This is a genomic window from Nitrospira sp. CR1.1, assembly GCA_014055465.1.
GTDB lineage: Bacteria > Nitrospirota > Nitrospiria > Nitrospirales > Nitrospiraceae > Nitrospira_A.
In genome coordinates this window covers 136284-158295 of the sequence record WIAF01000008.1, presented here as the reverse complement: position 1 = coordinate 158295, position 22012 = coordinate 136284, and the positions used below count along the sequence as shown (strand labels likewise).

Here is a 22012-nt window from a genome sequence, read left to right as displayed (position 1 = left end):
GCGTGTTGGTATCAGGATAGTAGGCAGGATGCGCAACAAGGCCATCCAGCAAGGCCGCAGCGAGTGAAGCGGGAATCGTATTCTTGTCGTACGTTGAGCCGCTGAACGAGGCGAGAACGCCGCTGGTGGACTTTTTCCGCATCCTGCTAGAGTGATTCCAATAAGGGGGCGTTGGGAGTCCGGTACGCCATCGTGAAGATGGGCGCTAAGCTCTGGTGCGATACAGATCCAGCAGATAGTCGAATTCCGGCGGCAGGTCCGGCGGGGTGCCGGATCGTGCCAGGCCTGCGATGATTCCGCGATGTTTCTGGCTCAGGCCCGACTCGACAAAAGCCTGCCGGAAATGGGTCCATCGTCGGGTCGTGTCCGTGCCCAGACCTTGGAGATCCTCCGGCGGCAAGGCTTTGAGTATGGCGGTGAGGGTCCCCAGAGCCTTTTCGACGCTGTCATAGGGGGCCGCCAGTTTGAGGCGGCTGTAAAACACATCGAGGTGTTGACGGAATTCATTCCGGAGTGATTCGACCGGCCCTGTTCCGCGTTGAGATGCCTGCTGTTCCCCCATGCCGGTACTCCTTGCCCTGTCAGGTGTTCCGGGAAGCTTACGGGAGGAACGAGCTGCGGCGCAACGCGTTTTCGTGCGAGGCGGTCATTTTTTCAATGGAGGGTGTGATGAGGTATCGATCCCTGGTTCTTCTCGTCGGAGTGCTGGTGACCGGTCTGGCCGGTTGTTCCCACCATCATGGAAGTTATGAGCATGCCAAAGGAGATTACTACTGGAGCAAAGCGTCTCAGGACGTGAGCGGGCTGGTTGACAAACATGTCAAGAATCCGGAAACCGTCAAGCAGGTGAATGTGGTGATGGGAGAGATGATCGCCGAGATTAAGTCGGCCCGGGAACAGCACCGCCAGTCTCATCGCGCGCTCTATGAGTTGAATGCGAACTATTCGGCTTCGCCTGAGGAGTTCACCAAGATCCTCGACGAACTGAATAACAACCGGATGCGTTCATCCGCAAAAATCCTGGGGCTCCGGTTCAAGATGAAAGCCTTATTGACGGCCGAGGAATGGACCGCGTTGTCCGAAGAATTGAAGCGGTATGGCAGCCGCTATTACGGGAAAGGTTCGGAGGGAACTGCCGCTCACCAGTAAAGGGATGGTAAGCGGTTCACGCCAGCCTGTGTAGGCCGGGTCGATGGTTGAGGAACAGCAGGTGGGTGGCGGATTCGGTCACTTCGAGTCCGCTTACCCCCGCATGGTCAATACGTGCATGACGCAGCGCATTCAAATCGAGCCGGAGATAATGGGCCAGCAGCGCCCGAATGACGTCGCCATGGGACACAAACACGTAGGGTCCATCTTGCGCCATTTGCAGCGCCTGCTCGACTGCTGTAACGGCACGCTGTTGCACGTCGCAGAGCGTTTCACCGCCTGAAGGGCGGGCCCGGTCCGGGTGCAGATATCAGTCCCGCTTGGCCGGGTCCTCATCTAACTCTTTCCAGTACCGATTGATCCAATCACCCACGCCGATCTCGCTCAGTCCCGGCGTATGATGCACCGGGACTGCATGCATGCGACCGACAATTTCGGCGGTTTGCACGGCGCGCAAGACAGGGCTGGTGTAGATGCCTGCGATCGGGGTCTGCGCCAGCATGTCGGCACAGGCGCAGGCCTGTTGTTCGCCGGTGCGGTTCAGAGGGATCGGCTGGTTCCCCATGACTTGTCCCGATCGATTCCAGTCGGTTTCTCCATGGCGGATGAGCAGCAGCGTCGGCATCGGTGATCCAGCGGGCCTCTTTATGGCGCGGGGACGGGTTTGCCTGGCCCGGTGAGTGGAACCGGTGCCCAATGTTGGCCCCCGTCGGACGATCGGTATAATCCGCTTCCGTTGGTGCCGAGGTAGAGCACTTGGGGATCACTCGGGCTGAGGCTGATCGTGCGGATATTCAAGGTTGTCAGTCCCTCATTGTGCGGTTGCCAGGTTTTTCCGCCATCAATGGTTTTCCGCACGCCATCCGTCCCACCGATGTAAAAGATATTGGCGTCCGTGGGATGCAACGCCAGCGTACTGATGAATTGGTTTGATAATCCTTCCCCGATCTGTTCCCAATGCTCGCCGCGATTGCCGGATCGAAACAATCCCTTGGTGGTGGCGGCATAGACCATCTCCGAATTCCGCGGATCAACCGCCAGCACATTCACGCCCAACGCCATGGCGGCGTTTAGCACATCCTCGGGTATGAGCCCGGTATTCTTTTTTTGCCAGCTCGTGCCGCCGTCTTCGCTGCGATAGGTGCCGCCTGTGGTTCCCGCATACAACACGCGGGGATGTTGGGGATCCATGGTGATGCAGGTCACGATATGCACTTCCTTCATCCCTGCCATCCGTTCTTCCCATTCCCGCCCTCCGTTTTTGGAGATGAAGGCGCCGACGGTTGTGGCGAGGTAGAGCAGTTCGGTGTTCTGGGGATGAAAGATGATTTCATTGATGAACGAGACGTGTTCTTTGAGTCCGACGTTGTGGGGGAGCCAATGCTGGCCGCCGTCGGGACTCTTGTAAATCGCGTCGCCCATGGTGCCGGCGTAGACTGTGGCAGGGAGTTTCGGGTCTATTGCCAGGGTCGTGACGCGGCGAGCGGTGAACGCCGGAAACTGTTCCCAGGTCGCGCCGCCGTCCCGGGTCTTATGTACGGCATCGTTCGTGGCCACATAGACAATATTGGGGTTCGACGGGTGGAGCGCGATTGAGACCACGGCCGATTCACGGCTGCCGCAGGCCAGGAGCAGGAAGCTGATGAGGCAAACTGATTGCCGGAGCAGGCTCGCCATTCGAGTGCATAAGGACATCACGGTGGTCGCAGACCTAATCACAGCGTAGCGACTGAGTCAAGGTGCGACAGCGAGTGAATGTGAGGGACATTCACAGGCGCGGGGTGAAGCGTTCGGCATACCCGGTCATTTCCACATAGCCGCGTCCTGTTACGGGCGCGCCTCGCGCCTGGCCTGAGGCAGACACCGCCCCTTCCCAATAGATCACGCGAGTGCTGCGGGCCGTATCCAATTCCTGATCCGCGAGGAGCGACTCCACCGTCAAATCAATTCCTATGGAAGGCGCAGTGAGTCGCCATCGTTGCGGGTACTGGCCTTTGGATCGCGGACTGGTCCAGTAGGCCAGTGGTTGAATGGCGAGATCCTGCGCGTCGAGTGGATGTGCGCGCCCGTCGGCCAGGACCAGGGTGCCGCTTGAGACCGGGTCGCTCGATCCATCGGCGCGTCGCAGGGAATACCACATCAGTTCCGTGGAGTCGCTGAGCTGGAGGCTGAACCAATCCCATCCCACCACATCGTGCCCAAGATCGGCCGAGCCGAATTCATGATCCATCCAGCTGAGGCCGGTGACGGCGAAGGTGTCGGCGCCGATTCGAATCTGCCCTCCGGTCGCGAGGCGGGTGAGTGAATAATAGTGCGAGGCCTGCCCGGCATCGGCGCCTTTACGGCTGATGCCGTCCCGCCCATGCACGACCGGCTGTTTTTCGGGAACGACATCGAGATCGATCGCAAAGTCGTCGGTGTCGGCCTGGAGCCGATGGCTCGGTGTCGTCCGATCATCCATCAGCAGGGACCAGCGGTCCACCCACACGTGCAACCGGCCTGTCTCTGCTCCGGCCTTCCCGAGTCCTTCGCGACTGACTTTATCGGCGTAATAAAAGCGGCCGGCGCCCAAATCGGTCAGGGCGAAATGGGACAGATAGAGTTGCTGAATGGACCACCTGGATGGCAACGTGTGAACCTGATCAGGAGGAATGCCCCGTCGAAAAAAAGTCAGTTCAAATCCGAACCGGCGGCCGTCGGCTGCGGTGAGATGACCGGTGTAGTACCACCATTCAGTCCGGAACCGTTCGTGCGCTCCATGGTCATCGGGAAACCGATAGTGATATCCCGGCACGGCCATGTCGAAGGCGTGAGGGGCCTCCTCAGTCGCGACGGACTGCGCGGTGAGGGAGGGCAGTCCTGCCAGGGTCAGGAGGAACATCGAGCAGGCGAGGCGTCCTCTCGTCATGGCGAAATCAGTATCCGCTCCTTCAGGCCATTTCGCATGGACTCGTCCGGTCCCACTGTCTTTTTTGATGGACAGTCGTCAAAACGTCAGTATTCATGCACGTTTTATGATGATTCGTCACGCGATGCGGCCTGGCGGCAGCGTTGACAATTTTGCAAAGCATCAGCTATCGTGAGCCATGTTTCCTGAGCCTGAACGTGAGCCGTCGAACCGGGAATTGTCGGGAAAAGTTCAACCATTTCCTGTCCCGGAACGCATTCCGTTATTTCCTCTTCCGAACGTCGTCTTCTTTCCCAAGACCTATCTCCCGCTCCACGTGTTCGAACCGCGGTACCGCCAGATGGTAGCGGATGCGGCTGCGGCAGGGCAATGTATCGGCATGGCGTTGTTGAAGGAGGGCTGGGAGGAACAGTACGAGGGCAATCCGCCGATTTTTTCCGTGGGCTGTGTCGGGCGATTGGCGAGCGTACAAGTGCTGCCCGACGGCCGGTCCAACATCCTGTTGCAAGGCCTTGAACGCTACGAAATCCATGAAGAATTCTTTGAGAAAAGCTATCGCGAAGCCCGCATCACCTTGAAGCCTCGCGACGGATCCCTGTCTCTCGACCAGGCCTTGCGCCGGTACCTGGTGCGGGTGCTCGATGAATATCTGAAAGCTGAAGAGGAGGCCTCACCGTTGCACAGTTTGATCCGGCCCGATGTGAGCGACGAGGTGTTCGTGAATTCGCTTTCGACCTATCTCGACTGTACTCCGCTGGAAAAACAGTTTTTGCTGGAAGCGGAGCATGTGCCGCAGCAAGCCCGCCGCCTCAGCGATTTGATTCAGTTCAAACTGGCAGAACGGCACGGCGCCGAAGGATGGGGCTGATGTCGCGGCCGGTCGCTATTGAAGTGTCCCACCTCGGGAAGACGTACGACAAGGTGCGGGCTGTCGATGACCTCTCGTTCCAGGTCTACACTGGAGAGATTTTCGGCCTGCTCGGACCGAACGGCGCGGGCAAGAGCACCACGCTTCGCATTCTGATCACCCTGCTCAACCCTACCTCGGGATCGGCCAAGATTTTCGGCCTGGACTCAGTGAAAGATGCGGACCGTGTCAGGCAGACCATCGGCTATGTACCCCAGGAGCGAGCCATCGATCGGTTTCTAACCGGCCGGGAACATCTTGAACTGCTTGCCGACCTCTACCATCTCTCGGCGGAAGACGCAGCCCGGCGAATTCCTCAACTGTTAAAATTAGTGGAACTGGAGCAGCAGGCTGATCGCCCTGCCAAGACCTATTCCGGCGGCATGAAGCGTAAGCTGGACATTGCGTGCGGGTTACTGCCCGATCCCAAAATCCTCTTCCTTGACGAGCCGACGCTCGGGCTGGACGTGCAAAGTCGTTTGCGCATCTGGGACCATGTGCGGGCGATGCGGGAGCGGGGCATCACCGTGGTGATGACGACCAATTATCTGGATGAGGCCGATCAGCTGTGCGACCGGATCGCCATCATCGACGGGGGACGGATCAAGGCCCTGGGGGCTCCCGGTGAATTGAAAGTCGGGTTGGGCGGAGATCTCGTGTCGTTGACGGTGCGCGAACAGGATCGCGTCGAGAAGCTGGCCGCTGCCGTGAGGGACCTTCCGGCCATTCGTGCCGTCACGACCAGGCAGAACGGACTGGACATTCGTGTGGACTCTCCGGAAAAGGCCTTGCCGGCTATCCTCGAAGCAGCCAATCGCCTGACGTGCCAGCTGGAGTTTATCGACTACCATCGACCACGGTTGGATGACGTGTTTATTGCCCACACCGGGCGGTCTATCAAGGACGATCAGCCGAAGGCCGAAGACTCATAATTGTCGCCGAGGAGCGTACGGACCGGGTTATGAAAGAATATTCGCAGGAAATTCGCGCATTGACGATGCGCTGGGTGCGGCGGCTGAGCCGGGAAAAGTTCAGCATGCTGTTTACGCTGGTGCAGCCGATGTTGTTCTGGCTGATCTTCTTCGGCAACCTGTTTCAACGCGCGGCGGACATGCAGGTGACCCAATCGTCGAGCTACATCAGCTTTCTGACCGCCGGGGTCGTGGTCATGACCGTGCTCAATAACGGATTGGCCGGCGGCGTCGATCTCCTCTTCGACAAGGAAAACGGTTTTCTGGAGCGGCTGATGTCCACGCCGATTCATCGAACCTCAGTCATCCTGAGCCGGTTCATCTTTGTGACCACCATCACCTCGCTGCAGGTGTTGGTCATCCTGGCTGTGGCCTGGCTCTTCGGCGTGCAGCCGGTCACCGGCTTGGCGGGGGTGGCGACGATTTTGCTCATCGGCATGATGTTCGGGGTGGGCTTAACCGCCATCTCGATGGCTATGGCCTTTTCCGTCAAGAGCCATGGCGATTTCTTTTCCGTTCTCGGCTTCCTCTCTCTGCCGATGATTTTCCTGAGCTCAGCCTTAGTGCCGTTGGCGGCCATGCCGGGCTGGATGGGATTTCTCGCCCAGTTCAATCCCATGACCTGGGCCATTGATGCTGTCCGTCCGCTCATTCTTCAGGGGTGGGCTGAGGCCTTGCCCCATGTCGGAATGGTGATCGGCGTGATGGTGTTGTTCGATGCGATCTGTCTCTATGGTGGTGCGCGGGCCTTCCGGCGGGCGATCGGGTGAGCAGGGTTACGCACCGAGGATCCTCCATGTTCGTGAACGAAAGTCAAATCCGCGCCTTGATCCGGCTCCTCAGTGACGAGGATGAGCGGATCGTCAAAACGATTAGCGGGAAATTGATTGACTACGGCGACTGCGCCGTCCCGCTGCTCCAGGAGGCGGAAATTGAGCAGCCGGAGATGGCCGATCGCATCGTCACCGTCTTGGAGGAAATCCGCGGGACGAGGCTGGAGGAGGAGCTCCGCGATCTGATCGCGTTACCCGATGACCAGGTGGACCTGGAAACCGGCGCGTTCATCCTCGCGCGCTATGCCTATCCAACGCTGGATGTGCAGGCCTACCGGCGCCAATTGGATCGTATGGCGCAGGATGTCCGGGAACAGATCGGCTCCCGTGTCTCCGGTGAAGAGACGGTCAGAGCACTCAACCGTTACTTATTCACGCAAGCCGGATTCAAGGGAAACACCAAGAACTATTACGAAGTCGAGAACAGTTATCTGAATTGCGTGATCGATCGCCGGACGGGTATCCCGATCAGTCTCTCGACAGTCTATCTCCTAATCGGCCAGCGGTTGCAGTTGCCGGTGCACGGGATCGGGATGCCCGGCCATTTCCTGGTGAAGTTCGATTCGGACCGGTACAAAATTTTCATCGATTGTTTCAACGGCGGCGCGTTGCTGACAGAGAAAAACTGCGCGCGCTTTCTCACCGAAGCCGGCTACGGGTTCGAAGACCGTTTTCTGCAGAAAAGCCCGACCAGAGCGATTTTGGCCCGCATGATCAAAAACCTGCTCGCCATCTACAATAAACTCGACGAGCCTCTCAAAAAGCACCGCTTGCCGCGGTTCGTGGAGATATTGGGGTGTGAACAGCGCGAAGAGGGGCTTTAGAAGGATGCTGAAAAAGTCCGCCAGCTGCGTTCTCGCCTCGTGCAGAAAATTTGTCTCGGTTAGCTCCGCAGCTTGAGCAGGTCCCGCGCCATTCTGACCCGTCCCGGGAAATGGTGTTTCGCCTGCCTGCGAACATCAAACCGTTCAGCAATCGGATAAAAATGCGACAGGATCAGCTGGTTGACGCCGGCTTCCTGTGCCACGCGGCCGCAAAGGCCCGCATGTAGATGCCCGGCTCCTGGCCGGTTCTCGGGAAAAGAGCAGTCGAGCACGGCGAGATCAGCCTCGTGGCAGAGCCGAACCAGACTCTCGCAATACAACGAGTCCCCTGAATAGGCCACCACGCGATTCTGATACTCGATCCGGTACCCCACGCAGTGTAATTTGGGCGCATGGGCGACGGTGGCGGGGGTGATGCGTGTCTCGCCGATCCGGAAGCTGCGATCGGACACCTCGCGGACCGTAACTCGGAAGGGCGCCCGATCGAAACTCGGGAACGTCGTCATCATGGCCCGCATCAACGTGGCGGTACCATGCGGGCCAATGAGCGTCAGCGGCGGCCTGGTCCCGCCCTGATACTTGCAAAAGATCACCGCATCAAAGAAGAACGGAATAAAATCCGCGAAATGGTCCGCGTGGAAATGGGAAAACAGAATGTGCGTGACGGTGTGGCGATCGACCCCGCTTTTGATCAAGTTGGAGAGCGTGCGCGGACCGAAGTCCAGCAGAAACGTCTGATCGGTTTGGATGAGGTACCCGGCGGCCGCGCGCGTGGGGTGAACATTGGTTCCCGACCCCAGCACCGTGAGGCGGATCATGCGTCCGGTTTCTCCTGAAAACTCCGATGGAGACGCAAGAGCAGAGTGCGCAATTGATCGGCTTCCGCCGCCGAGAGCGCGCGTTGGAAGAAGGGACGGAGGAATGCAACGTGGGCGGCGAAGGTCGTTCGGAACAGCCGGTTGCCCTTGCCGGTGAGGCAGATGCGGGTGGATCGCCGATCGTCGGCGACCGGCGTGCGCCGGATCAGCCCTTTGGCCTCCAGCCGGTCCAGCACCCCGGTGAGTGTGCCTTTGGTCACCAATGTGGCGGTCGATAGTTCGGCGCAGGTCAGGCCCTTGGTGTCGCCGAGGGTGGCAATCACGTCGAATTGCGACGGGGTGAGCCGCAGGGAGCGCACATGGCGGCTATCTGCGCGCGAAAATGCGAGATAGGCTTCGACCAGAGGGCGCAGCACTTTGAGGTGGGGTTCGTCTTTCAGGTCCGGAAGGTCCATCGCGGGCGAAGACTAGACATCCGTGAGGGTAGCTGTCAAGAGTGGTTCACGGGACTTGCGTTGACGCCGCAAGGACCGTCCTCCTATCATGTCGCCTGCCATGGCTCGTCACACGCAATCCGGCCAAGCCAATCTGACCGCCATTTTTCTCCTGCTGGGGGTAGTGGTGTCCGGGGTATGGGTGTGGAAACGCCTGTCGCCGGATACGCAGGATCTGATCATCGATCAGGCCATTCCCCTGGCGGCATTGGTGCTGGCTGTCTCGGCCGTGGTATGGCTGCTGGTCGGGAACATTCGGAAACGCCGCAAGCGGAATCAGGCGCGAGCCCGGTTGATCAAGTCGTTCGAGAGCCAGACCTCCGCCGACAAACGGCTGCAGCTCGCGTTTGCGGTCATTGAAGTCAATGAGTACCGGCGCGTCGGCCTTGAGGCAATTGCACCGCGCTTTCAGGAATTGTTTCTGACGACGCTCAAGCGGGCCTTGGGCGATAAGCAGCATCAGGTGCGAGGAATGGCGGCCAGCCACCTGGGGGTGATCGGGGATGATACGGTCGTGCCACACCTTCTGGCGGCGTTGGAGGACGACCATGCCTATGTGCGGTCCAGTGCCGCCCTGGGACTCGGTCGTCTGCGCGCGACTGCGGCCAAAGACAAGTTGGCCTATGTCAGTAAGGAAGATTGGGATCAAACGGTGCGGAGCCGGGCTCGCGAAGCGTTGGAGCGCATTCGTTGAGCAGGTGGCGCGGAAAACCGGCGCGTCGGCGTTTATGCGGCCCACTCAAGCAGCACAATTTCGGGCGGGCAATTCACTCGCATGGGAAGGGCCGACCAACCCAGGCCGCGATTGACATACAGACGGTGGCCGCCCTTCTCGTACAGGCCGTGAGTCCGTCCGTGACAACCGGGCGGCAACCAGAATGTCGGGATGCCGGGAATCCGCCATTGGCCGGCGTGGCTGTGGCCGCAGAGCGTGAGATCGGTGTGTTGCTTGGGCGTCAGTTGATCCAGAATATTCGGCGCGTGCGCCAGCACCAGCGTGAACCGACCGGGCTGCGACGAAGGAATGCAGCGAAGATCTGCGCGATGGAGTGACGGATCATCCAGCCCGGCGATGGCCAGTTCGCCGGTTGCCACTCGAATGAACGTGACCTGATTGAGCAGCAGTGTGACCTTGCGGCGATCGAATTGTTCGGCGAACTCATCGACACCGATACCGCTGTAGTGATCGTGGTTTCCGAGGGTCACGAAGACGGGGGCCAGCCGTCGCAGTTCCGTGAGGAAGCGCAGCACATGCGGGAGTCCGTCCCGGACATTGACCAGATCGCCGGTGATGAAGATCCAATCCGGCTTCAGGTCCGCCACGGCGCGCACCAGGGCGCGATGCCGTGGACGGTAGCGGTCCAGATGCAGATCGCTCAAGTGTACGGCCCGTCGTCCGGCCAGGGGAGCATGGGTGAGCGGAAGCCTGGTCACGGTCGCCGTGGACAGACCGATTTCCACTCCCGGTATCAGATTGAAGAAATGGTGAAAGGGGCGGCTGAGCCAGTGACCGATCCAGACGCGCACCAGCTCCTGCCATCGCATCACCGCGGAGATCATTCCATCACTCGATTCAGATGCGCTTTGTCCGCGGTGGTGACACGATAGCCCTGATCATAGAGTTTGCCCATCCCTGTCATGAGCGCTTCCATGCCACGGGCGTCGTGCAGGGAATCAAATTGGGCGGTGAGCGAACGCAGATGGGCAGCAGCTCCCAGAGAAGGTTCGGCGGCCAGGTTCAACGCTACGAGAATGTCGTGCAGTTCACGCGCGCTGTACAGGGAATTGTCGTCGCCGTCACCGACGAGAGCGAATTCGTAAAAGGTCAGACTGAGGGAAAGCAGTGCCTGGGTGCGCTGAAAGTCGGTGCGTACCGCATCGAGTCCGTCGGGATACCGCTTGCGGCAATCCGCCTCCTGCGCGTCTGAGTCGGCGGCGGCGAATGCAGAGGACTCCGCGGGAATCCAGGCAATCTGTTGCACGGCGGGCGGGGCAGGCTTGTGCCGCTGTTGCTTGTAAAACAACGTCATGCATTGACTGGCAATCGCAAAGGCCTGCTTGTCGGTGTCTGCCTGGCGTTTGATGTGTTGGGTGAGCTGCGCAAAGACATCGATCCCGATTGCCCGGGAGCCCGCCGTCGCTGACGAGGCGGGTGCGATCGCGCACAACAGAAACAAGATCGCACAGCTCGTTTTGGCAAGGCCGGTTCGCATGAGGATCACGTCCAGTGGGATAGTGGGCGTCGGAGCTCGCCTGAGATGAGTATAACACGGGTGGCTCCCGTGACTATCCAAATGACGTGAAGTGTAATCGCTCTGAAACGATGAAGGACATTCATGCCGACTCCCTCTTGGCTCGATGATACGGTGCCCTACGTGACCGCTTCCATTCCGGCTCTCGGCGGCCGCATCCGCAGCACGCCGGAAGATTTTTGCGTGGACGAGCGCCCTCTGTATTTGCCCTGCGGCGAGGGGGAACACTTGTATATCAAAATCACCAAGCGGGGTCTGTCTACCCCTGATCTGGTGTTGCGACTCTCGTCCCAACTCCATGTGAAGGCGCAGACGATCGGCGTGGCCGGCCTCAAGGATGCACAAGCGGTCACCACGCAGATGGTGTCGTTGCAGGGCGTGAAGGCCGACGCGGTCGCGGCCTTAGCGACAGACGAGCGATTGCTTAGCGTAGAGGTATTGGGGCGCCATCGCAATCGACTGCGCAAGGGGCACCATGCCGGCAATCACTTTCGTTTGGTCGTACGCGATGTTCGCGAGGGGAGCGAGGACTTGCTGAGCCGGCTGTTTGATGAGCTGGTGCGGCGCGGGGTGCCCAATTATTTCGGTCCGCAACGACAAGGACGCTCGGGGACAAATTTTCAGCTGGGCGCCGAGTTACTGCAGGATGCGGCGCGCCGCAACAAGATGCCTCGCTCCAAACGCATCTGGTTCATGAATGCCTATCAGTCGTATGTGTTCAACCAGATCGTTGCCAGGCGGATCGAGACTATTGACCGGGTGTTGCTCGGTGATTGGGCCATGAAGTCTGAAAACGGCGCCTGTTTCCCGGTGGAACAGCCGGATGTGGAGCAGCTGCGGGCGGATCGATTCGAAATCAGCCCGACGGGACCACTCTTCGGGTCGCGGGCGCCATGGGCGACAGGTGTGCCGGGAGACATTGAACGGGCCGTCATTGCCGAATTGGGCAGCACGCCGGATCTCTTGTCGAAAGCCGGTGCGGAATGCGGATTCCGCGGTGAGCGGCGCGCGCTGCGTGTTCGCCTCAATGACCTGGCCTGGTCGCTGGACGGTTCGGTGTTGACGCTCTCGTTCTGGCTCCCGCCGGGATCCTATGCCACCAGTGTGCTGCGAGAGGTTGTGAAGAATTCCTAGCGAACGGGTCATCCATTCGGACTAATGGTAGAATCAGGATACGCACGTGTGACTCACGCTGCGTCCCTCTAGATTGCCGATTCGAGTTCAGAGGACCCGGTCATGTCAGCATCGCAGGAAACGGTATTTCTCCAAGGCCACATCATCGATTCGTTGATCCTGGCCAAAGTGCTGGACACGATTCTGATGATGGGCGGCGCCTTCGATCTGCAGGATGTGAACATAGGGACGACGAGAGAGGCGCCTTCGCAAGCGCGAATTGTCGTGCGTGCCCGGTCCAGCCGGCAGTTGGCCGAGATTCTCCAGGCCATTCAACCCCATGGCGCCGCCGTCGAGCGGGACACCGATTGCCGGTTCGAGCCGGCCCCGGCGGCAGGGATATTCCCCGATCAGTTCTATGCCACGACGCATTTGCCGACTCAGATCCGGCTCGATGGCGATTGGGTGGAGGTCGAGGGTATGGAGATGGACCTCGGCATTTGTGTCGATCCGGCGAAGGCTCGCGCCAGAACGCTGCCAATGGGCGCGGTACAGGCCGGCGACTTGATCGTGACGGGGAGAGAAGGCATTAGGGTTCTGCCCTTGACCCGCCCTGCCGAGCGCGATGTGTTCGGTTTCATGGAATCGGTGGTGTCTTCAGAACGACCGCATCAGCCGGTCATCGCCGATATCGCGCAACGGATGCTGAAATTGCGGGCCGGCTTTCGGCAGGGGCATCCGGGCACGAAGGTGCTCCTGGCGGGCGGGCCGGCGATCGTGCATGCCGGCGGGCGGGAGGCGCTGACCTGGCTGATCGAAGCCGGCTTTATTCAAGCTCTGTTCTGCGGCAATGCGCTGGCCGCGCACGATATGGAAGCTAGTTTGTACGGCACGTCTCTCGGGTATGGCTTGACCGCCGGTCGGTCCGTTCCGCATGGACATGAGCATCATTTGCGGACGATCAACCGGATTCGCGCGATCGGCAGCATTCATGAGGCGGTGCGCTCCGGTATGATCACCGAGGGCATCATGGCAGCCTGCGTACGGCACGACGTGAGAATGGTGATGGCCGGCACCATCCGGGATGATGGCCCCCTGCCCGGCGTGGTGACGGACTCCATGCAGGCGCAGCAGGCGATGCGCGCCGAAGTGCAGGGCGTCGGCCTGGCTCTGTTGGTGGCGTCCACGCTGCACGCCATCGCCACCGGCAATTTGTTGCCGGCCACCGTGCCCACCGTCTGCGTCGATGTGAATCCTTCCGTGCCGACAAAACTGGCGGACCGGGGCAGTTTTCAAGCGGTCGGCATTGTGATGGACGCCGCATCCTTTCTCAAAGAACTGGCGCGTGAACTCGGGTGGCGTCTATGAGCCGGTTGTTGGTCTGTCCTCCCGAATATTTTCAGATCGATTACGAAATCAATCCCTGGATGCGTCGTGAGAATGCCGTGGCTCCGTCGCGCGCGGCGAGCCAATGGCAGAGGCTGGTGAACGTGTTGGAGCAGGACGTCGGAGCAGGAATCGAGCTGATGCAGCCTGTTCCCGGATTGCCGGATCTGGTCTTTACGGCCAATGCCGGGGTGGTTGACGGTCGCCGCGCCGTGATCAGCCGGTTTCGTTATCCCGAGCGCCGGCGCGAGGAAGTGTATTTCACGCAATGGTTTCACGAGCATGGGTATGATGTAGTGACGCTCGAGGAGTCGCTCTATTTTGAAGGAGCCGGCGACCTCCTGGGATTTCCAGACACCTGGTTCGGCGGATATCGCCAGCGATCGGATATCCGGTCGTTTCCGAAGCTGAGCGAGATCTTCCAGCGCGAAATCATTCCGCTCGAACTCATCGATGGCCGGTTCTATCATCTCGATACGTGTTTTTGTCCCCTCAGCGGCGGCGAGTTGTTGTACTTTCCTCCCGCATTCGATGCCTATGGCCTGGCCGCCATCGCGCAACGGATACCTGAGGAACAGCGGCTTGTGGTGCCGGAGGCGGAAGCGATTCGATTCGCCTGCAATGCTGTCTGCATCGGCAAGCACATCGTCATTCCGGCCGGTTGTCCCAGCACCACAGGGCTTCTGGAATCCCGCGGGTATTACACGCATGACGTGGAGTTGGGTGAGTTCATGAAGTCAGGCGGCGCCGCCAAATGCCTGACCCTGGCTCTGGATTAACAGCGTAGGTGACCAGCCTGAGCGCCCTTCGCTTACCGCTTTGACCGGAAGAAAAACGATAAGTACAGACCTGCAATGGCCGTCGTGGTGAGTTCGATCGTGAGCAACAAACGGCTGACAATGGCCCCTGGTTGCGGCGGTGAAAGAATGAAATGAAAGCCGAGAAAGGCTGCCGGTTGTGAGGGCGGCGTTTCCCAGGGCGGCATGATGAGAGACACGATCAGGACGGTGATCATGCCATATAAGATGTTCAGATTCAGCTGTTCTCTCGCTGAGCCGGAGCCGGACGCGCGCGTCGTCGCTGCTCCCTCCGTGTCGCGGGCCACGCCGGCTCCGCAGTAGGTGCAGTAACGATTGATTTCGGGCAGGGCGCGTCCGCAGGCTGGACAGGGCTTCATGATCGCGGCTCCTCGTGGACCTGCAGCCTACCGTCTGCGCAAACGAAATTCCAGTGATCAGGCGAATGTGCCGGATGGCTTCGTTGACACCCTTCCAGACCCCTTCCTATAATCCGCGTCCATGACGCGATCATCAAGTCAACGCGTAGCGGTCATCGGCGCCGGCGCCTGGGGAACGGCGTTGGCCCGTCATCTGGCTGAGAAACAGATCTCCGTGTGTTTGTGGGCGCATGAACCGGAGGTCGTGCAGGCCGTCGAACGGCAGCGTGAAAATGTCGTCTTCTTGCCGGGGGTGCGGCTGCCGTCCACCTTAACCGCCACGAACCAGTTGGCTGACGCCCTGGCGGGGGCTGATTGTGTCATTTTCGCCGTGCCCTCGCATGTGGCACGATTGGTCCTGAGCCGGATCGGCCCCCTCCTATCGCAATCGGTTCCCTTCGTCAGCGCCACCAAGGGCATCGAGGAAACCACGCTCGAACTAATGACGCAGGTGATGCAGGATGTTCTGCCTGCACATATGAGGAATTCATTGATGGTCCTGTCCGGTCCCAGTTTCGCCAGCGAGGTGAGCCAGGGAAAACCGACGGCGCTGTGCCTCGCCGGCCAGGATGCCGGAGCCGTCAAGGCCATTCAGAGCCTGTTCATGACGCCGACGTTTCGGGTCTATGCGGATGACGACCTGATTGGGGTCCAGCTCGGCGGGTCGTTGAAAAATGTCATGGCCCTTGCGGCCGGCGTGGTGGATGGGCTTGAACTCGGCCATAACGCTCGCGCGGCGCTGATCACCCGTGGCCTGGCTGAAATGATCCGGCTTGGAATGGCGATGGGTGCGGATCCACGAACGTTTTACGGATTGTCCGGAGTTGGAGATCTCATCCTGACCTGCACCGGGCCCTTGAGTCGCAACCATTCGGTCGGGGTGCGGTTAGGAAGAGGCGAGCGGTTGGACGGCATTCTGGCCAGTATGCAGGCCGTGGCGGAAGGCGTGCGTACCGCCAAAGCCGCGTTGGGTCTGGCCCAGCAGTGTGGTGTAGACATGCCGATTGTACAGGAGGTCAACGCCGTACTCTTTGCCGACAAACCTTGCCGTCAGGCAGTCGGTGACCTGATGGAACGCGAAGCCAAGGAAGAAAAGGCCCTGTCATGAATCAAGACCAGTTGCGGGCGTTACTGACAGACGTTCAGCAGGGCGCCACAGCGGTGCCGGATGCACTGCACCGGTTGCGCACACTCCCGTATGAAAATTTAGGATTTGCCTCGCTCGATCACCACCGCGCCATTCGACAGGGTTTCCCGGAAGTCATTTTTTGCGAAGGAAAAACCGTGTCGCAGGTGGTGGCCATCGCCAGGACTTTGTTGCGGAAGAATAATGCGCTGTTGGCCACGCGGGTGGAGCCTGTTGCCGCTCGGGCGTTGCTGCGGGTCAGCAAACGAGCGACCTATCACGAGGCGGCGCGGGTCGTGGCGATTGTGCCGCCCAAGCTGGTGCGTCGAGGGTCTGTCCTCATTGTCACCGCCGGAACCGCCGATATTCCCGTCGCCGAAGAGGCGCGCGTGACGGCCGATATCATGGGCAGCAAGACCGACACCTTGTATGACGTGGGAGTGGCCGGGTTGCATCGGTTGCTTGGCCAACAAGAGCGGTTACATGACGCGCGGGCCATCATTGTTGCGGCCGGGATGGATGGTGTGCTTCCAAGCGTGGTCGGCGGATTGGTGCGGCAACCGGTCATCGCGGTGCCGACCAGCCGTGGGTATGGCGCGCATTTCGGCGGGTTGGCCGCCTTGTTGACGATGCTGAATTCCTGCGCGGCCGGTGTCGGCGTGATGAATATCGATAACGGGTTCGGCGCCGGCTGCCTGGCTCACCGCATCAATATGGTGGGCGAGATGGATGGGGATCGGCCGACAGGGGCGAGGCGCTAATCACGAAATGCGCTCGTATCGCAGGAAAGGCACTCGGCTAGTCCTTCACCACAATCTTGCCGCGTTTTGGCCATGAGAGCATTTGGGTGCGCTGACCTTTCTCTCCGTTACTCAACAGCTTGACTCGAACTTCATACCCATACGATCCGACCGGAATCTGCTGTTTGTTGTGATCCAGTCCGTCCCACTCCAGGTCGACGTGCACATGCCGTTGCGGGGTATCTCCATTCGCGCTTGGAGTCGTTTGCACATGTTGATTCACCGGCTGTCGAATCGAGAGGAAGCGTAGCGAGGTCATGGAGGCGGACGTGACGAGTGCGGACACTTCCAGCATGAGGTGTTCGTCGACTTCCTTCGGCAATTGCACGGTGGCGACGAAATGAAACGGGCCATCCTGCGGCCGATAGGGCATCGGCGCAGCCTGCAGCGAGAGGATTTTCAAGTCCGGCTCAGGGCGCGGGACGCTGCTCTTCCCTTTGGTTTTGGCGAGAATCACGCTCTGCTCCCCAAGCAGGCAAATGCCGCTGAGCAGGAGCAGCAGGCCGAATCTCATTCCCGCCGATACACGCCTGCCGGTGTTCCGGGGAGCTGGTGTTGAATTGATCATGGGTGTCGGTGTCGCAGGTGGTGGCTGGTGGTCCGATGGCATGCGTTTCTTGATTGGGGATAACACAGCATGGCAGGGCTGTCAATGAACGAGCGGAATGATTGCTGTCTGGGTGCGGCTCCGGTAAGATGCCGCTCGTTTGCGTGGAATCATGAACCGTAGGAGTGGCGTGGCGAGGCACCTGCATTTCGATTGTTTCTCCGGCATCAGCGGCGACATGACATTGGGCGCGTTGGTCGATGCGGGGTTGCCGTTCAAGGATCTCGTGCGCGGACTGGCTTCGCTGAAGATCGAGGGGTATCGGCTCGCGCGCAAGCGGGTCGAGCGCGGAGCCCTCACGGCGACCAAGGTCGATGTGCTGATTGATAAAGGTTTTCGCGCCCCGTTGACCCTGGCGAAAATCGCCAGCATTCTCCGGAAAAGCGGCCTGCCGCCAGTGGTGAAAGAACGGAGTCAGGCCGTATTCGACGTCCTGGCAGACGCTGAGGGAAAGGCCCACGGAGTCGAGCCGGCGCATGTGCATTTCCATGAAGTGGGCGTGATCGATTCGTTTGTGGATGTGGTCGGCGGGATCCTCGGCCTGCACCTGCTCGACATTCAGCGTGTGACGGCCTCCGCCGTCAATGTCGGGTCCGGCATGCTTCAGTCGGCTCACGGCGCGTTGCCTGTGCCGGGACCTGCCGTAGCCGCGTTAGCGGTCGGAGTGCCGATTTACGCCAAAGGTCCTGAGCGGGAGCTGACGACGCCGACCGGGATGGCCCTGCTCAGAACCGTGACGACAGCATTCGGCGGCCTGCCCTCCATGCAGGTGCGTCAAGTGGGATATGGCGCGGGGACTGCCGATCCGGCGCAGTGGGCGAATGTGTTGCGCGTGTTCATCGGCGAAGAGCCGGCTCTGAGCGGGGCGGTGGACACGATCGTTGAGCTGGAAACGAATCTCGACGATGTGAATCCGCAAGTGTACGACACGGTGTTCGACCGGGTGTTTGCCGCCGGGGCTCTCGACGCGACGCTGGCGCCGGTCATCATGAAGAAGGGCCGGCCGGGAAATGTCCTGTCCGTCCTCGTGCCTCGGGAACAGGCAGAGGCGGTCCTGGCGGTGCTTTTTGCCGAAACGACGGCGCTCGGCGTCCGGACTCGCGAGGTGCAGCGGCGTGTGTTGCCGCGCCGGTTTGCTTCCGTGCGGGTCAACGGGACTGATGTGCGCATCAAACTCGCAGAGACGCGGCCGGGGCAGAGCAAAGCCGCTCCGGAATATGAAGATTGTAAACGCGTGGCCGAACAGAGTGGTCGTCCTGTCAAGGACGTGCTAGACGAGGCCATGCTGGTGTATCGGCAGACCCGCGGCGCAAGCCACACAAGAAAGGGGCGCACGTGATTGACGAGATCGTGTCTGTTCCCTTCTCCCCCTCTCCCATTGACCTGCGGGGCCGCCGGTGACAGTTCTGCTCTACGTGGGACTGTTTGTCGCCTCCGTCGTCATCACCCTCGCCGGGTGCCATCTCTTTACGAACGGCATTGAGTGGCTCGGAAAACGCCTGAATATTTCGGAAGGCGCGGTCGGGAGTGTGTTCGCTGCCGTCGGGACGACGCTCCCTGAAACCTCGATTCCGATCATCGCCATCTTTTTCGGGGCGGGGCGCGAGCAGATGGAAGTCGGTCTGGGGGCCATTCTCGGGGCGCCGTTTATGCTCAGCACGTTGGTGCTGCCGATCCTGGCGCTGCTGCTGGTGCTCTACGCAAAGCTGGGGAAGCGGACGGCGACCTTCAAGCTCAATTATGGCGAGGTCCGGGTCGATATCAGCTTTTTTCTCGTCAGTTATGTGCTGGCGCTCACCTGCGCCATGATCCCTTCGAAGGTCTTCCATGTCGCTGTGGCGGTTGTGCTACTGGCCATGTACGTGTATTACATGAAACTCAAGTTTTCGGCGGAAGACGAAGAAGGCGAGGAGGGTGGTGACCTGGAACCGCTGCTTTTCTCCCGCCGCTCCGCCAAACCCTCATATCTGGTCATTGGAGCGCAAGGGATCGTCGGGTTGCTGGGGTTGGTCGGCGGAGCCCACCTGTTTGTCACGGCGGCAAATTCCATTTCCGCCGAACTGCAGGTCTCGCCGCTTATCCTTGCGTTGTTGATCGCCCCGCTGGCCACGGAGTTACCCGAGATGTCTAATAGTTTTTTGTGGTTGTACCGGAAAAAGGATCGGCTGGCGGTCGGAAATGTGACCGGTGCGATGGTGTTCCAGGGTTCAATCCCCGTCTCTGTCGGATTGCTCGGAACCGAATGGACCCTGGGGACCACGGCGCTGGCGACGATGGTCCTCGCCGTCATTGCCATGGGTCTGAGCCTGTTGCAGGCAGTCTGGTCCGGGCATTGGCGCCCCTGGTTGCTCAGCGGCAGCGCGCTCCTGTACCTTGGCTACACATTATTCTTGTATGCCCATGGCTCGTAAGCTCTCACAACGGTCGGTCCGTCCTCTCTTGGGTCTCACCATGGGAGATCCGGCCGGGATCGGGCCTGAGGTCATTGCCAAGGCGCTGGCCGACAAGGCGCTGACGCGGCTTTGTCGGCCGGTGGTCATCGGCTCCCGTCCGGTCATGGAACGAACGGTCAAGTGGCTGGATTTGCCCTTGGACGTAGTGGCGTTTGATCCGGGCGGCGGCTCGCGATTGAAGTCCGGACAGGTCGCTGTGGCTGATCCGTTGGAACGTCCGCTGCCGAAATTTCGCATGGGCGTGGCGTCGGAAGTGACCGGTGCGGCTTCCATCGCATTCATCAAAGAAGCGGTCGAGTTGGCGCAGGCGGGGAGCGTAGGCGGAATCGTCACGGCTCCCATCAATAAAGAAGCGATGAATATGGCCGGGTTTCACTACCCGGGGCACACCGAACTGTTGGCGGATCTCACCGGGACCAAAGAGTTCGGTATGATGATTGTCGGCGGGCCGCTGAAAATTATGTTTACCACCACTCATGTCGCGATCAACGCCTTGTCTCCACTGCTGACCAAGGAGCGGATCAGCAAGGCCATTCGTTTGGCGCATCTCGGGTTGACGAAGTATTTTGGCATTGCGCGCCCGAGGATCGGCGTGGCGGCGTTGAATCCTCATGCCGGGGAGCATGGTCTGTTCGGGAACGAAGAGACGACCAGCATCGCTCCGGCCGTCAAGTTAGCCAGGGCTGCCGGCATCAAGGCGAGCGATCCGTTGCCTGCCGATACCCTGTTTGGAAAGGCCGCGCGCGGCGACTACGATGGGGTGGTGGCGATGTATCATGATCAAGGATTGATTCCCCTCAAGCTCGTCGCGTTCGGCGCCTGCGTGAATCTGACGGTAGGGTTGCCGATCATTCGAACCTCGGTCGATCATGGAACCGCCTACGATATTGCCGGCAAAGGGGTCGCTGAGCACGGGAGTTTGTTGGAGGCGGTGAAGGTCGCGGCCCGTCTGGCACAATCCTGGTCTCCCGTTCACCAACCGTCCCGATAGGAAAGAGGAGACATGTCCATATCAAATGCAGGATCTTCCGCGGCAGCCATCATCGATCAACAGGTGAAGGAGTTGGACGCGATCGCGACCAGGACCATTCAGGACTTTAACACCACCCTGGGCACGGAACGTGTGGGACAATGGAAAATTCGTACGGTGGCCCTGCTGCAGCAACATGCCGGGCCGGCCGAGGCGGACGGCCTGACGCGAACAACTCCGGGCATGGCGTTCACCAACGATTTGATCGAGGAGTTCAGCGACGAAGTGGAATGTTATCGGTCGTATCTTGTCACGCTCGCGAAACGCCTGCGGACGACGGCTCCTCGCACCGCCGGATAGAAAGCCGCGTGAACCATGGCTGCGCCCTTTCCCCCAGCCCTGAAACGGCTTGGTCAGAATTTTCTCATCGACCCGAACATTATCCGCAAAATCGTGTCCCTGGCGGCGCTTCGTCCGGATGACACGGTCTTGGAAATCGGGCCGGGCCGGGGCGCGTTGACGGCCGGGTTGTGTGCTGAGGCCGGGCGTGTCATTGCGGTCGAGATCGATCCGCAGCTGCGGCCTCAACTTCAGGAGACGCTCGGTCATTGCCGCAACCTCGACCTTCGAATCGGGGATGCCTTGGAGTTCCCCTTCGACAGCCTGCCGCCGCGGACGGTGGTGGTGTCGAACCTGCCGTATTACGTCTCCACGCCGATTCTGTTCGCATTACTGGATGCCCGTGCCCACTTCGACCGTCTAGTGCTGATGCTGCAAACCGAGGTGGCCCTCAGATTGGCCGCCAAACCGAACAGCGAGGACTATGGAGTGCTGTCGGTTTTGACGCAGGAAGCGGCAGAGGTGGAGGTCGCTTTTCGTGTTTCTGCCAATTGTTTCCGCCCTCGTCCGACCGTCGGGTCGGCGGTCGTGCATCTTAAACTCAAGCCCCGGGATGGCATCGATCCGGTTCATTATGAGCGGTTCCGGCGTCTGGTGCGGGCGGCCTTTGCCCATCGGCGGAAGACGTTGGTGAATTCGTTGCGTGATGAGGGATATCCGTCCGGGCGGATTTCCCGCGCGATGCAGGCTATCGGTGTTCCGGTGCAGTCTCGGGCAGAGACGCTGACCCTCGATGACTATCGCGCCCTCGCCTCTGCGGTCGGCGATGGCGAATCGGCTTGATCA

The 22012-nt window shown here is 60.1% G+C and carries 27 protein-coding genes; 16 read left to right on the top strand and 11 right to left on the bottom strand.

Annotated features, from left to right (window positions below; genetic code table 11):
* Positions 1-205: 205 nt before the first annotated feature.
* A complete protein-coding gene (locus tag GDA65_14765; GenBank protein ID MBA5863954.1) occupies positions 206-562 on the bottom strand; it encodes a hypothetical protein in 357 nt (118 codons plus the stop codon).
* Between the two features lie 107 nt (positions 563-669).
* Here GDA65_14765 and GDA65_14760 point away from each other — a divergent pair, with 107 nt between their 5' ends.
* On the top strand, positions 670-1149 hold the full coding sequence (locus GDA65_14760; protein MBA5863953.1) for a hypothetical protein: 480 nt from the start codon (positions 670-672) through the stop codon (positions 1147-1149).
* Between the two features lie 16 nt (positions 1150-1165).
* Here the strand turns inward: GDA65_14760 and GDA65_14755 are convergent, their stop codons facing one another.
* From GDA65_14755 to GDA65_14740, 4 genes are all read right to left on the bottom strand, one after another.
* Positions 1166-1456: a hypothetical protein gene (locus GDA65_14755; protein ID MBA5863952.1), complete on the bottom strand. Its 291-nt coding sequence runs from the start codon at positions 1454-1456 to the stop codon at positions 1166-1168.
* Positions 1457-1459: 3 nt separating this feature from the next.
* Positions 1460-1774 (bottom strand): hypothetical protein, encoded by a 315-nt coding sequence (locus GDA65_14750; GenBank protein MBA5863951.1) that lies wholly within the window; start codon positions 1772-1774, stop codon positions 1460-1462.
* 20 nt (positions 1775-1794) lie between these two features.
* Complete coding sequence (locus GDA65_14745) at positions 1795-2844, bottom strand: hypothetical protein (protein ID MBA5863950.1); 1050 nt, start codon at positions 2842-2844, stop codon at positions 1795-1797.
* Between the two features lie 73 nt (positions 2845-2917).
* Positions 2918-4030, bottom strand: coding sequence for a carotenoid 1,2-hydratase (locus GDA65_14740; GenBank protein MBA5863949.1), 1113 nt, complete (start codon positions 4028-4030; stop codon positions 2918-2920).
* A gap of 205 nt (positions 4031-4235) precedes the next feature.
* On the opposite strand from GDA65_14740, the gene GDA65_14735 reads away from it, so the two are divergent.
* The 4 genes from GDA65_14735 to GDA65_14720 are packed head-to-tail and all read left to right on the top strand — an operon-like array spanning position 4236 to position 7592.
* The gene (locus GDA65_14735; protein ID MBA5863948.1) at positions 4236-4925 is read left to right on the top strand and encodes a Lon family ATP-dependent protease; all 690 of its coding nucleotides are present in this window, start codon (positions 4236-4238) and stop codon (positions 4923-4925) included.
* On the top strand, positions 4916-5896 hold the full coding sequence (locus tag GDA65_14730) for an ATP-binding cassette domain-containing protein (GenBank protein MBA5863947.1): 981 nt from the start codon (positions 4916-4918) through the stop codon (positions 5894-5896). Before GDA65_14735 ends, GDA65_14730 begins: the two co-directional genes overlap by 10 nt.
* Positions 5897-5925: 29 nt before the next feature.
* A complete protein-coding gene (locus GDA65_14725) occupies positions 5926-6705 on the top strand; it encodes an ABC transporter (GenBank protein ID MBA5863946.1) in 780 nt (259 codons plus the stop codon).
* Between the two features lie 26 nt (positions 6706-6731).
* The gene (locus GDA65_14720) at positions 6732-7592 is read left to right on the top strand and encodes a hypothetical protein (protein MBA5863945.1); all 861 of its coding nucleotides are present in this window, start codon (positions 6732-6734) and stop codon (positions 7590-7592) included.
* Positions 7593-7651: 59 nt separating this feature from the next.
* Here GDA65_14720 and GDA65_14715 read toward each other — a convergent pair whose 3' ends face one another.
* The gene (locus GDA65_14715) at positions 7652-8410 is read right to left on the bottom strand and encodes an MBL fold metallo-hydrolase (GenBank protein MBA5863944.1); all 759 of its coding nucleotides are present in this window, start codon (positions 8408-8410) and stop codon (positions 7652-7654) included.
* Entirely contained in the window at positions 8407-8865 is a 459-nt protein-coding gene (locus GDA65_14710) for a MarR family transcriptional regulator (GenBank protein MBA5863943.1), read from the bottom strand. The genes GDA65_14715 and GDA65_14710 overlap by 4 nt, the downstream gene beginning before the upstream one ends.
* An 88-nt stretch (positions 8866-8953) precedes the next feature.
* Between GDA65_14710 and GDA65_14705 the strand changes: the two genes are divergently transcribed.
* A complete protein-coding gene (locus GDA65_14705) occupies positions 8954-9598 on the top strand; it encodes a hypothetical protein (GenBank protein MBA5863942.1) in 645 nt (214 codons plus the stop codon).
* 32 nt (positions 9599-9630) lie between these two features.
* On the opposite strand, the gene GDA65_14700 is transcribed toward GDA65_14705, so the two are convergent.
* Positions 9631-10464 carry a hypothetical protein gene (locus GDA65_14700; protein ID MBA5863941.1) on the bottom strand — a complete coding sequence of 278 codons (834 nt, stop codon included), beginning with the start codon at positions 10462-10464 and terminating at the stop codon, positions 9631-9633.
* Positions 10461-11117, bottom strand: a complete 657-nt coding sequence (locus GDA65_14695; GenBank protein MBA5863940.1) for a hypothetical protein — start codon at positions 11115-11117, stop codon at positions 10461-10463. The genes GDA65_14700 and GDA65_14695 overlap by 4 nt, the downstream gene beginning before the upstream one ends.
* A gap of 123 nt (positions 11118-11240) precedes the next feature.
* On the opposite strand from GDA65_14695, the gene truD reads away from it, so the two are divergent.
* From truD to GDA65_14680, 3 genes are all read left to right on the top strand, one after another.
* The gene (truD, locus tag GDA65_14690; GenBank protein MBA5863939.1) at positions 11241-12290 is read left to right on the top strand and encodes a tRNA pseudouridine(13) synthase TruD; all 1050 of its coding nucleotides are present in this window, start codon (positions 11241-11243) and stop codon (positions 12288-12290) included.
* A 102-nt stretch (positions 12291-12392) separates the two neighbouring features.
* Positions 12393-13637 (top strand): TIGR00300 family protein, encoded by a 1245-nt coding sequence (locus GDA65_14685; protein MBA5863938.1) that lies wholly within the window; start codon positions 12393-12395, stop codon positions 13635-13637.
* Positions 13634-14434 carry an amidinotransferase gene (locus tag GDA65_14680; GenBank protein MBA5863937.1) on the top strand — a complete coding sequence of 267 codons (801 nt, stop codon included), beginning with the start codon at positions 13634-13636 and terminating at the stop codon, positions 14432-14434. Before GDA65_14685 ends, GDA65_14680 begins: the two co-directional genes overlap by 4 nt.
* 32 nt (positions 14435-14466) lie before the next feature.
* Here the strand turns inward: GDA65_14680 and GDA65_14675 are convergent, their stop codons facing one another.
* Positions 14467-14832 (bottom strand): zinc-ribbon domain-containing protein, encoded by a 366-nt coding sequence (locus tag GDA65_14675; GenBank protein ID MBA5863936.1) that lies wholly within the window; start codon positions 14830-14832, stop codon positions 14467-14469.
* A 121-nt stretch (positions 14833-14953) separates the two neighbouring features.
* Here GDA65_14675 and GDA65_14670 point away from each other — a divergent pair, with 121 nt between their 5' ends.
* A complete protein-coding gene (locus GDA65_14670; GenBank protein MBA5863935.1) occupies positions 14954-15979 on the top strand; it encodes an NAD(P)H-dependent glycerol-3-phosphate dehydrogenase in 1026 nt (341 codons plus the stop codon).
* Positions 15976-16758, top strand: coding sequence for a nickel pincer cofactor biosynthesis protein LarB (larB, locus tag GDA65_14665; GenBank protein ID MBA5863934.1), 783 nt, complete (start codon positions 15976-15978; stop codon positions 16756-16758). Before GDA65_14670 ends, larB begins: the two co-directional genes overlap by 4 nt.
* A 37-nt stretch (positions 16759-16795) precedes the next feature.
* On the opposite strand, the gene GDA65_14660 is transcribed toward larB, so the two are convergent.
* Positions 16796-17311: a hypothetical protein gene (locus GDA65_14660; GenBank protein MBA5863933.1), complete on the bottom strand. Its 516-nt coding sequence runs from the start codon at positions 17309-17311 to the stop codon at positions 16796-16798.
* A 205-nt stretch (positions 17312-17516) separates the two neighbouring features.
* Between GDA65_14660 and larC the strand changes: the two genes are divergently transcribed.
* The 5 genes from larC to rsmA are packed head-to-tail and all read left to right on the top strand — an operon-like array spanning position 17517 to position 22009.
* Entirely contained in the window at positions 17517-18743 is a 1227-nt protein-coding gene (gene larC / locus GDA65_14655) for a nickel pincer cofactor biosynthesis protein LarC (GenBank protein ID MBA5863932.1), read from the top strand.
* 58 nt (positions 18744-18801) lie between these two features.
* Positions 18802-19815, top strand: a complete 1014-nt coding sequence (locus tag GDA65_14650) for a sodium:calcium antiporter (GenBank protein MBA5863931.1) — start codon at positions 18802-18804, stop codon at positions 19813-19815.
* On the top strand, positions 19805-20848 hold the full coding sequence (pdxA, locus tag GDA65_14645) for a 4-hydroxythreonine-4-phosphate dehydrogenase PdxA (protein MBA5863930.1): 1044 nt from the start codon (positions 19805-19807) through the stop codon (positions 20846-20848). Before GDA65_14650 ends, pdxA begins: the two co-directional genes overlap by 11 nt.
* A 12-nt stretch (positions 20849-20860) precedes the next feature.
* Positions 20861-21187, top strand: coding sequence for a hypothetical protein (locus GDA65_14640; GenBank protein MBA5863929.1), 327 nt, complete (start codon positions 20861-20863; stop codon positions 21185-21187).
* Positions 21188-21202: 15 nt separating this feature from the next.
* A complete protein-coding gene (gene rsmA, locus GDA65_14635) occupies positions 21203-22009 on the top strand; it encodes a ribosomal RNA small subunit methyltransferase A (protein ID MBA5863928.1) in 807 nt (268 codons plus the stop codon).
* The last annotated feature ends 3 nt before the right edge of the window (positions 22010-22012 follow it).

What these genes read in the sequence shown, in the direction of transcription:
- GDA65_14695 (MBA5863940.1), bottom strand. Translation starts at nt 11,117, where the DNA reads ATGCGAACCGGCCTTGCCAAAACGAGCTGTGCGATCTTGTTTCTGTTG.
- GDA65_14710 (MBA5863943.1), bottom strand. Translation starts at nt 8,865, where the DNA reads ATGGACCTTCCGGACCTGAAAGACGAACCCCACCTCAAAGTGCTGCGC.
- GDA65_14735 (MBA5863948.1), top strand. Translation starts at nt 4,236, where the DNA reads ATGTTTCCTGAGCCTGAACGTGAGCCGTCGAACCGGGAATTGTCGGGA.
- GDA65_14745 (MBA5863950.1), bottom strand. Translation starts at nt 2,844, where the DNA reads ATGTCCTTATGCACTCGAATGGCGAGCCTGCTCCGGCAATCAGTTTGC.
- GDA65_14640 (MBA5863929.1), top strand. Translation starts at nt 20,861, where the DNA reads ATGTCCATATCAAATGCAGGATCTTCCGCGGCAGCCATCATCGATCAA.
- GDA65_14760 (MBA5863953.1), top strand. Translation starts at nt 670, where the DNA reads ATGAGGTATCGATCCCTGGTTCTTCTCGTCGGAGTGCTGGTGACCGGT.
- GDA65_14715 (MBA5863944.1), bottom strand. Translation starts at nt 8,410, where the DNA reads ATGATCCGCCTCACGGTGCTGGGGTCGGGAACCAATGTTCACCCCACG.
- GDA65_14680 (MBA5863937.1), top strand. Translation starts at nt 13,634, where the DNA reads ATGAGCCGGTTGTTGGTCTGTCCTCCCGAATATTTTCAGATCGATTAC.
- truD (MBA5863939.1), top strand. Translation starts at nt 11,241, where the DNA reads ATGCCGACTCCCTCTTGGCTCGATGATACGGTGCCCTACGTGACCGCT.
- rsmA (MBA5863928.1), top strand. Translation starts at nt 21,203, where the DNA reads ATGGCTGCGCCCTTTCCCCCAGCCCTGAAACGGCTTGGTCAGAATTTT.
- GDA65_14750 (MBA5863951.1), bottom strand. Translation starts at nt 1,774, where the DNA reads ATGCCGACGCTGCTGCTCATCCGCCATGGAGAAACCGACTGGAATCGA.
- GDA65_14705 (MBA5863942.1), top strand. Translation starts at nt 8,954, where the DNA reads ATGTCGCCTGCCATGGCTCGTCACACGCAATCCGGCCAAGCCAATCTG.
- GDA65_14730 (MBA5863947.1), top strand. Translation starts at nt 4,916, where the DNA reads ATGGGGCTGATGTCGCGGCCGGTCGCTATTGAAGTGTCCCACCTCGGG.
- pdxA (MBA5863930.1), top strand. Translation starts at nt 19,805, where the DNA reads ATGGCTCGTAAGCTCTCACAACGGTCGGTCCGTCCTCTCTTGGGTCTC.
- GDA65_14725 (MBA5863946.1), top strand. Translation starts at nt 5,926, where the DNA reads ATGAAAGAATATTCGCAGGAAATTCGCGCATTGACGATGCGCTGGGTG.
- GDA65_14720 (MBA5863945.1), top strand. Translation starts at nt 6,732, where the DNA reads ATGTTCGTGAACGAAAGTCAAATCCGCGCCTTGATCCGGCTCCTCAGT.
- GDA65_14660 (MBA5863933.1), bottom strand. Translation starts at nt 17,311, where the DNA reads ATGAGATTCGGCCTGCTGCTCCTGCTCAGCGGCATTTGCCTGCTTGGG.
- GDA65_14765 (MBA5863954.1), bottom strand. Translation starts at nt 562, where the DNA reads ATGGGGGAACAGCAGGCATCTCAACGCGGAACAGGGCCGGTCGAATCA.
- GDA65_14670 (MBA5863935.1), top strand. Translation starts at nt 14,954, where the DNA reads ATGACGCGATCATCAAGTCAACGCGTAGCGGTCATCGGCGCCGGCGCC.
- larB (MBA5863934.1), top strand. Translation starts at nt 15,976, where the DNA reads ATGAATCAAGACCAGTTGCGGGCGTTACTGACAGACGTTCAGCAGGGC.
- larC (MBA5863932.1), top strand. Translation starts at nt 17,517, where the DNA reads ATGAACCGTAGGAGTGGCGTGGCGAGGCACCTGCATTTCGATTGTTTC.
- GDA65_14685 (MBA5863938.1), top strand. Translation starts at nt 12,393, where the DNA reads ATGTCAGCATCGCAGGAAACGGTATTTCTCCAAGGCCACATCATCGAT.
- GDA65_14740 (MBA5863949.1), bottom strand. Translation starts at nt 4,030, where the DNA reads ATGTTCCTCCTGACCCTGGCAGGACTGCCCTCCCTCACCGCGCAGTCC.
- GDA65_14700 (MBA5863941.1), bottom strand. Translation starts at nt 10,464, where the DNA reads ATGATCTCCGCGGTGATGCGATGGCAGGAGCTGGTGCGCGTCTGGATC.
- GDA65_14675 (MBA5863936.1), bottom strand. Translation starts at nt 14,832, where the DNA reads ATGAAGCCCTGTCCAGCCTGCGGACGCGCCCTGCCCGAAATCAATCGT.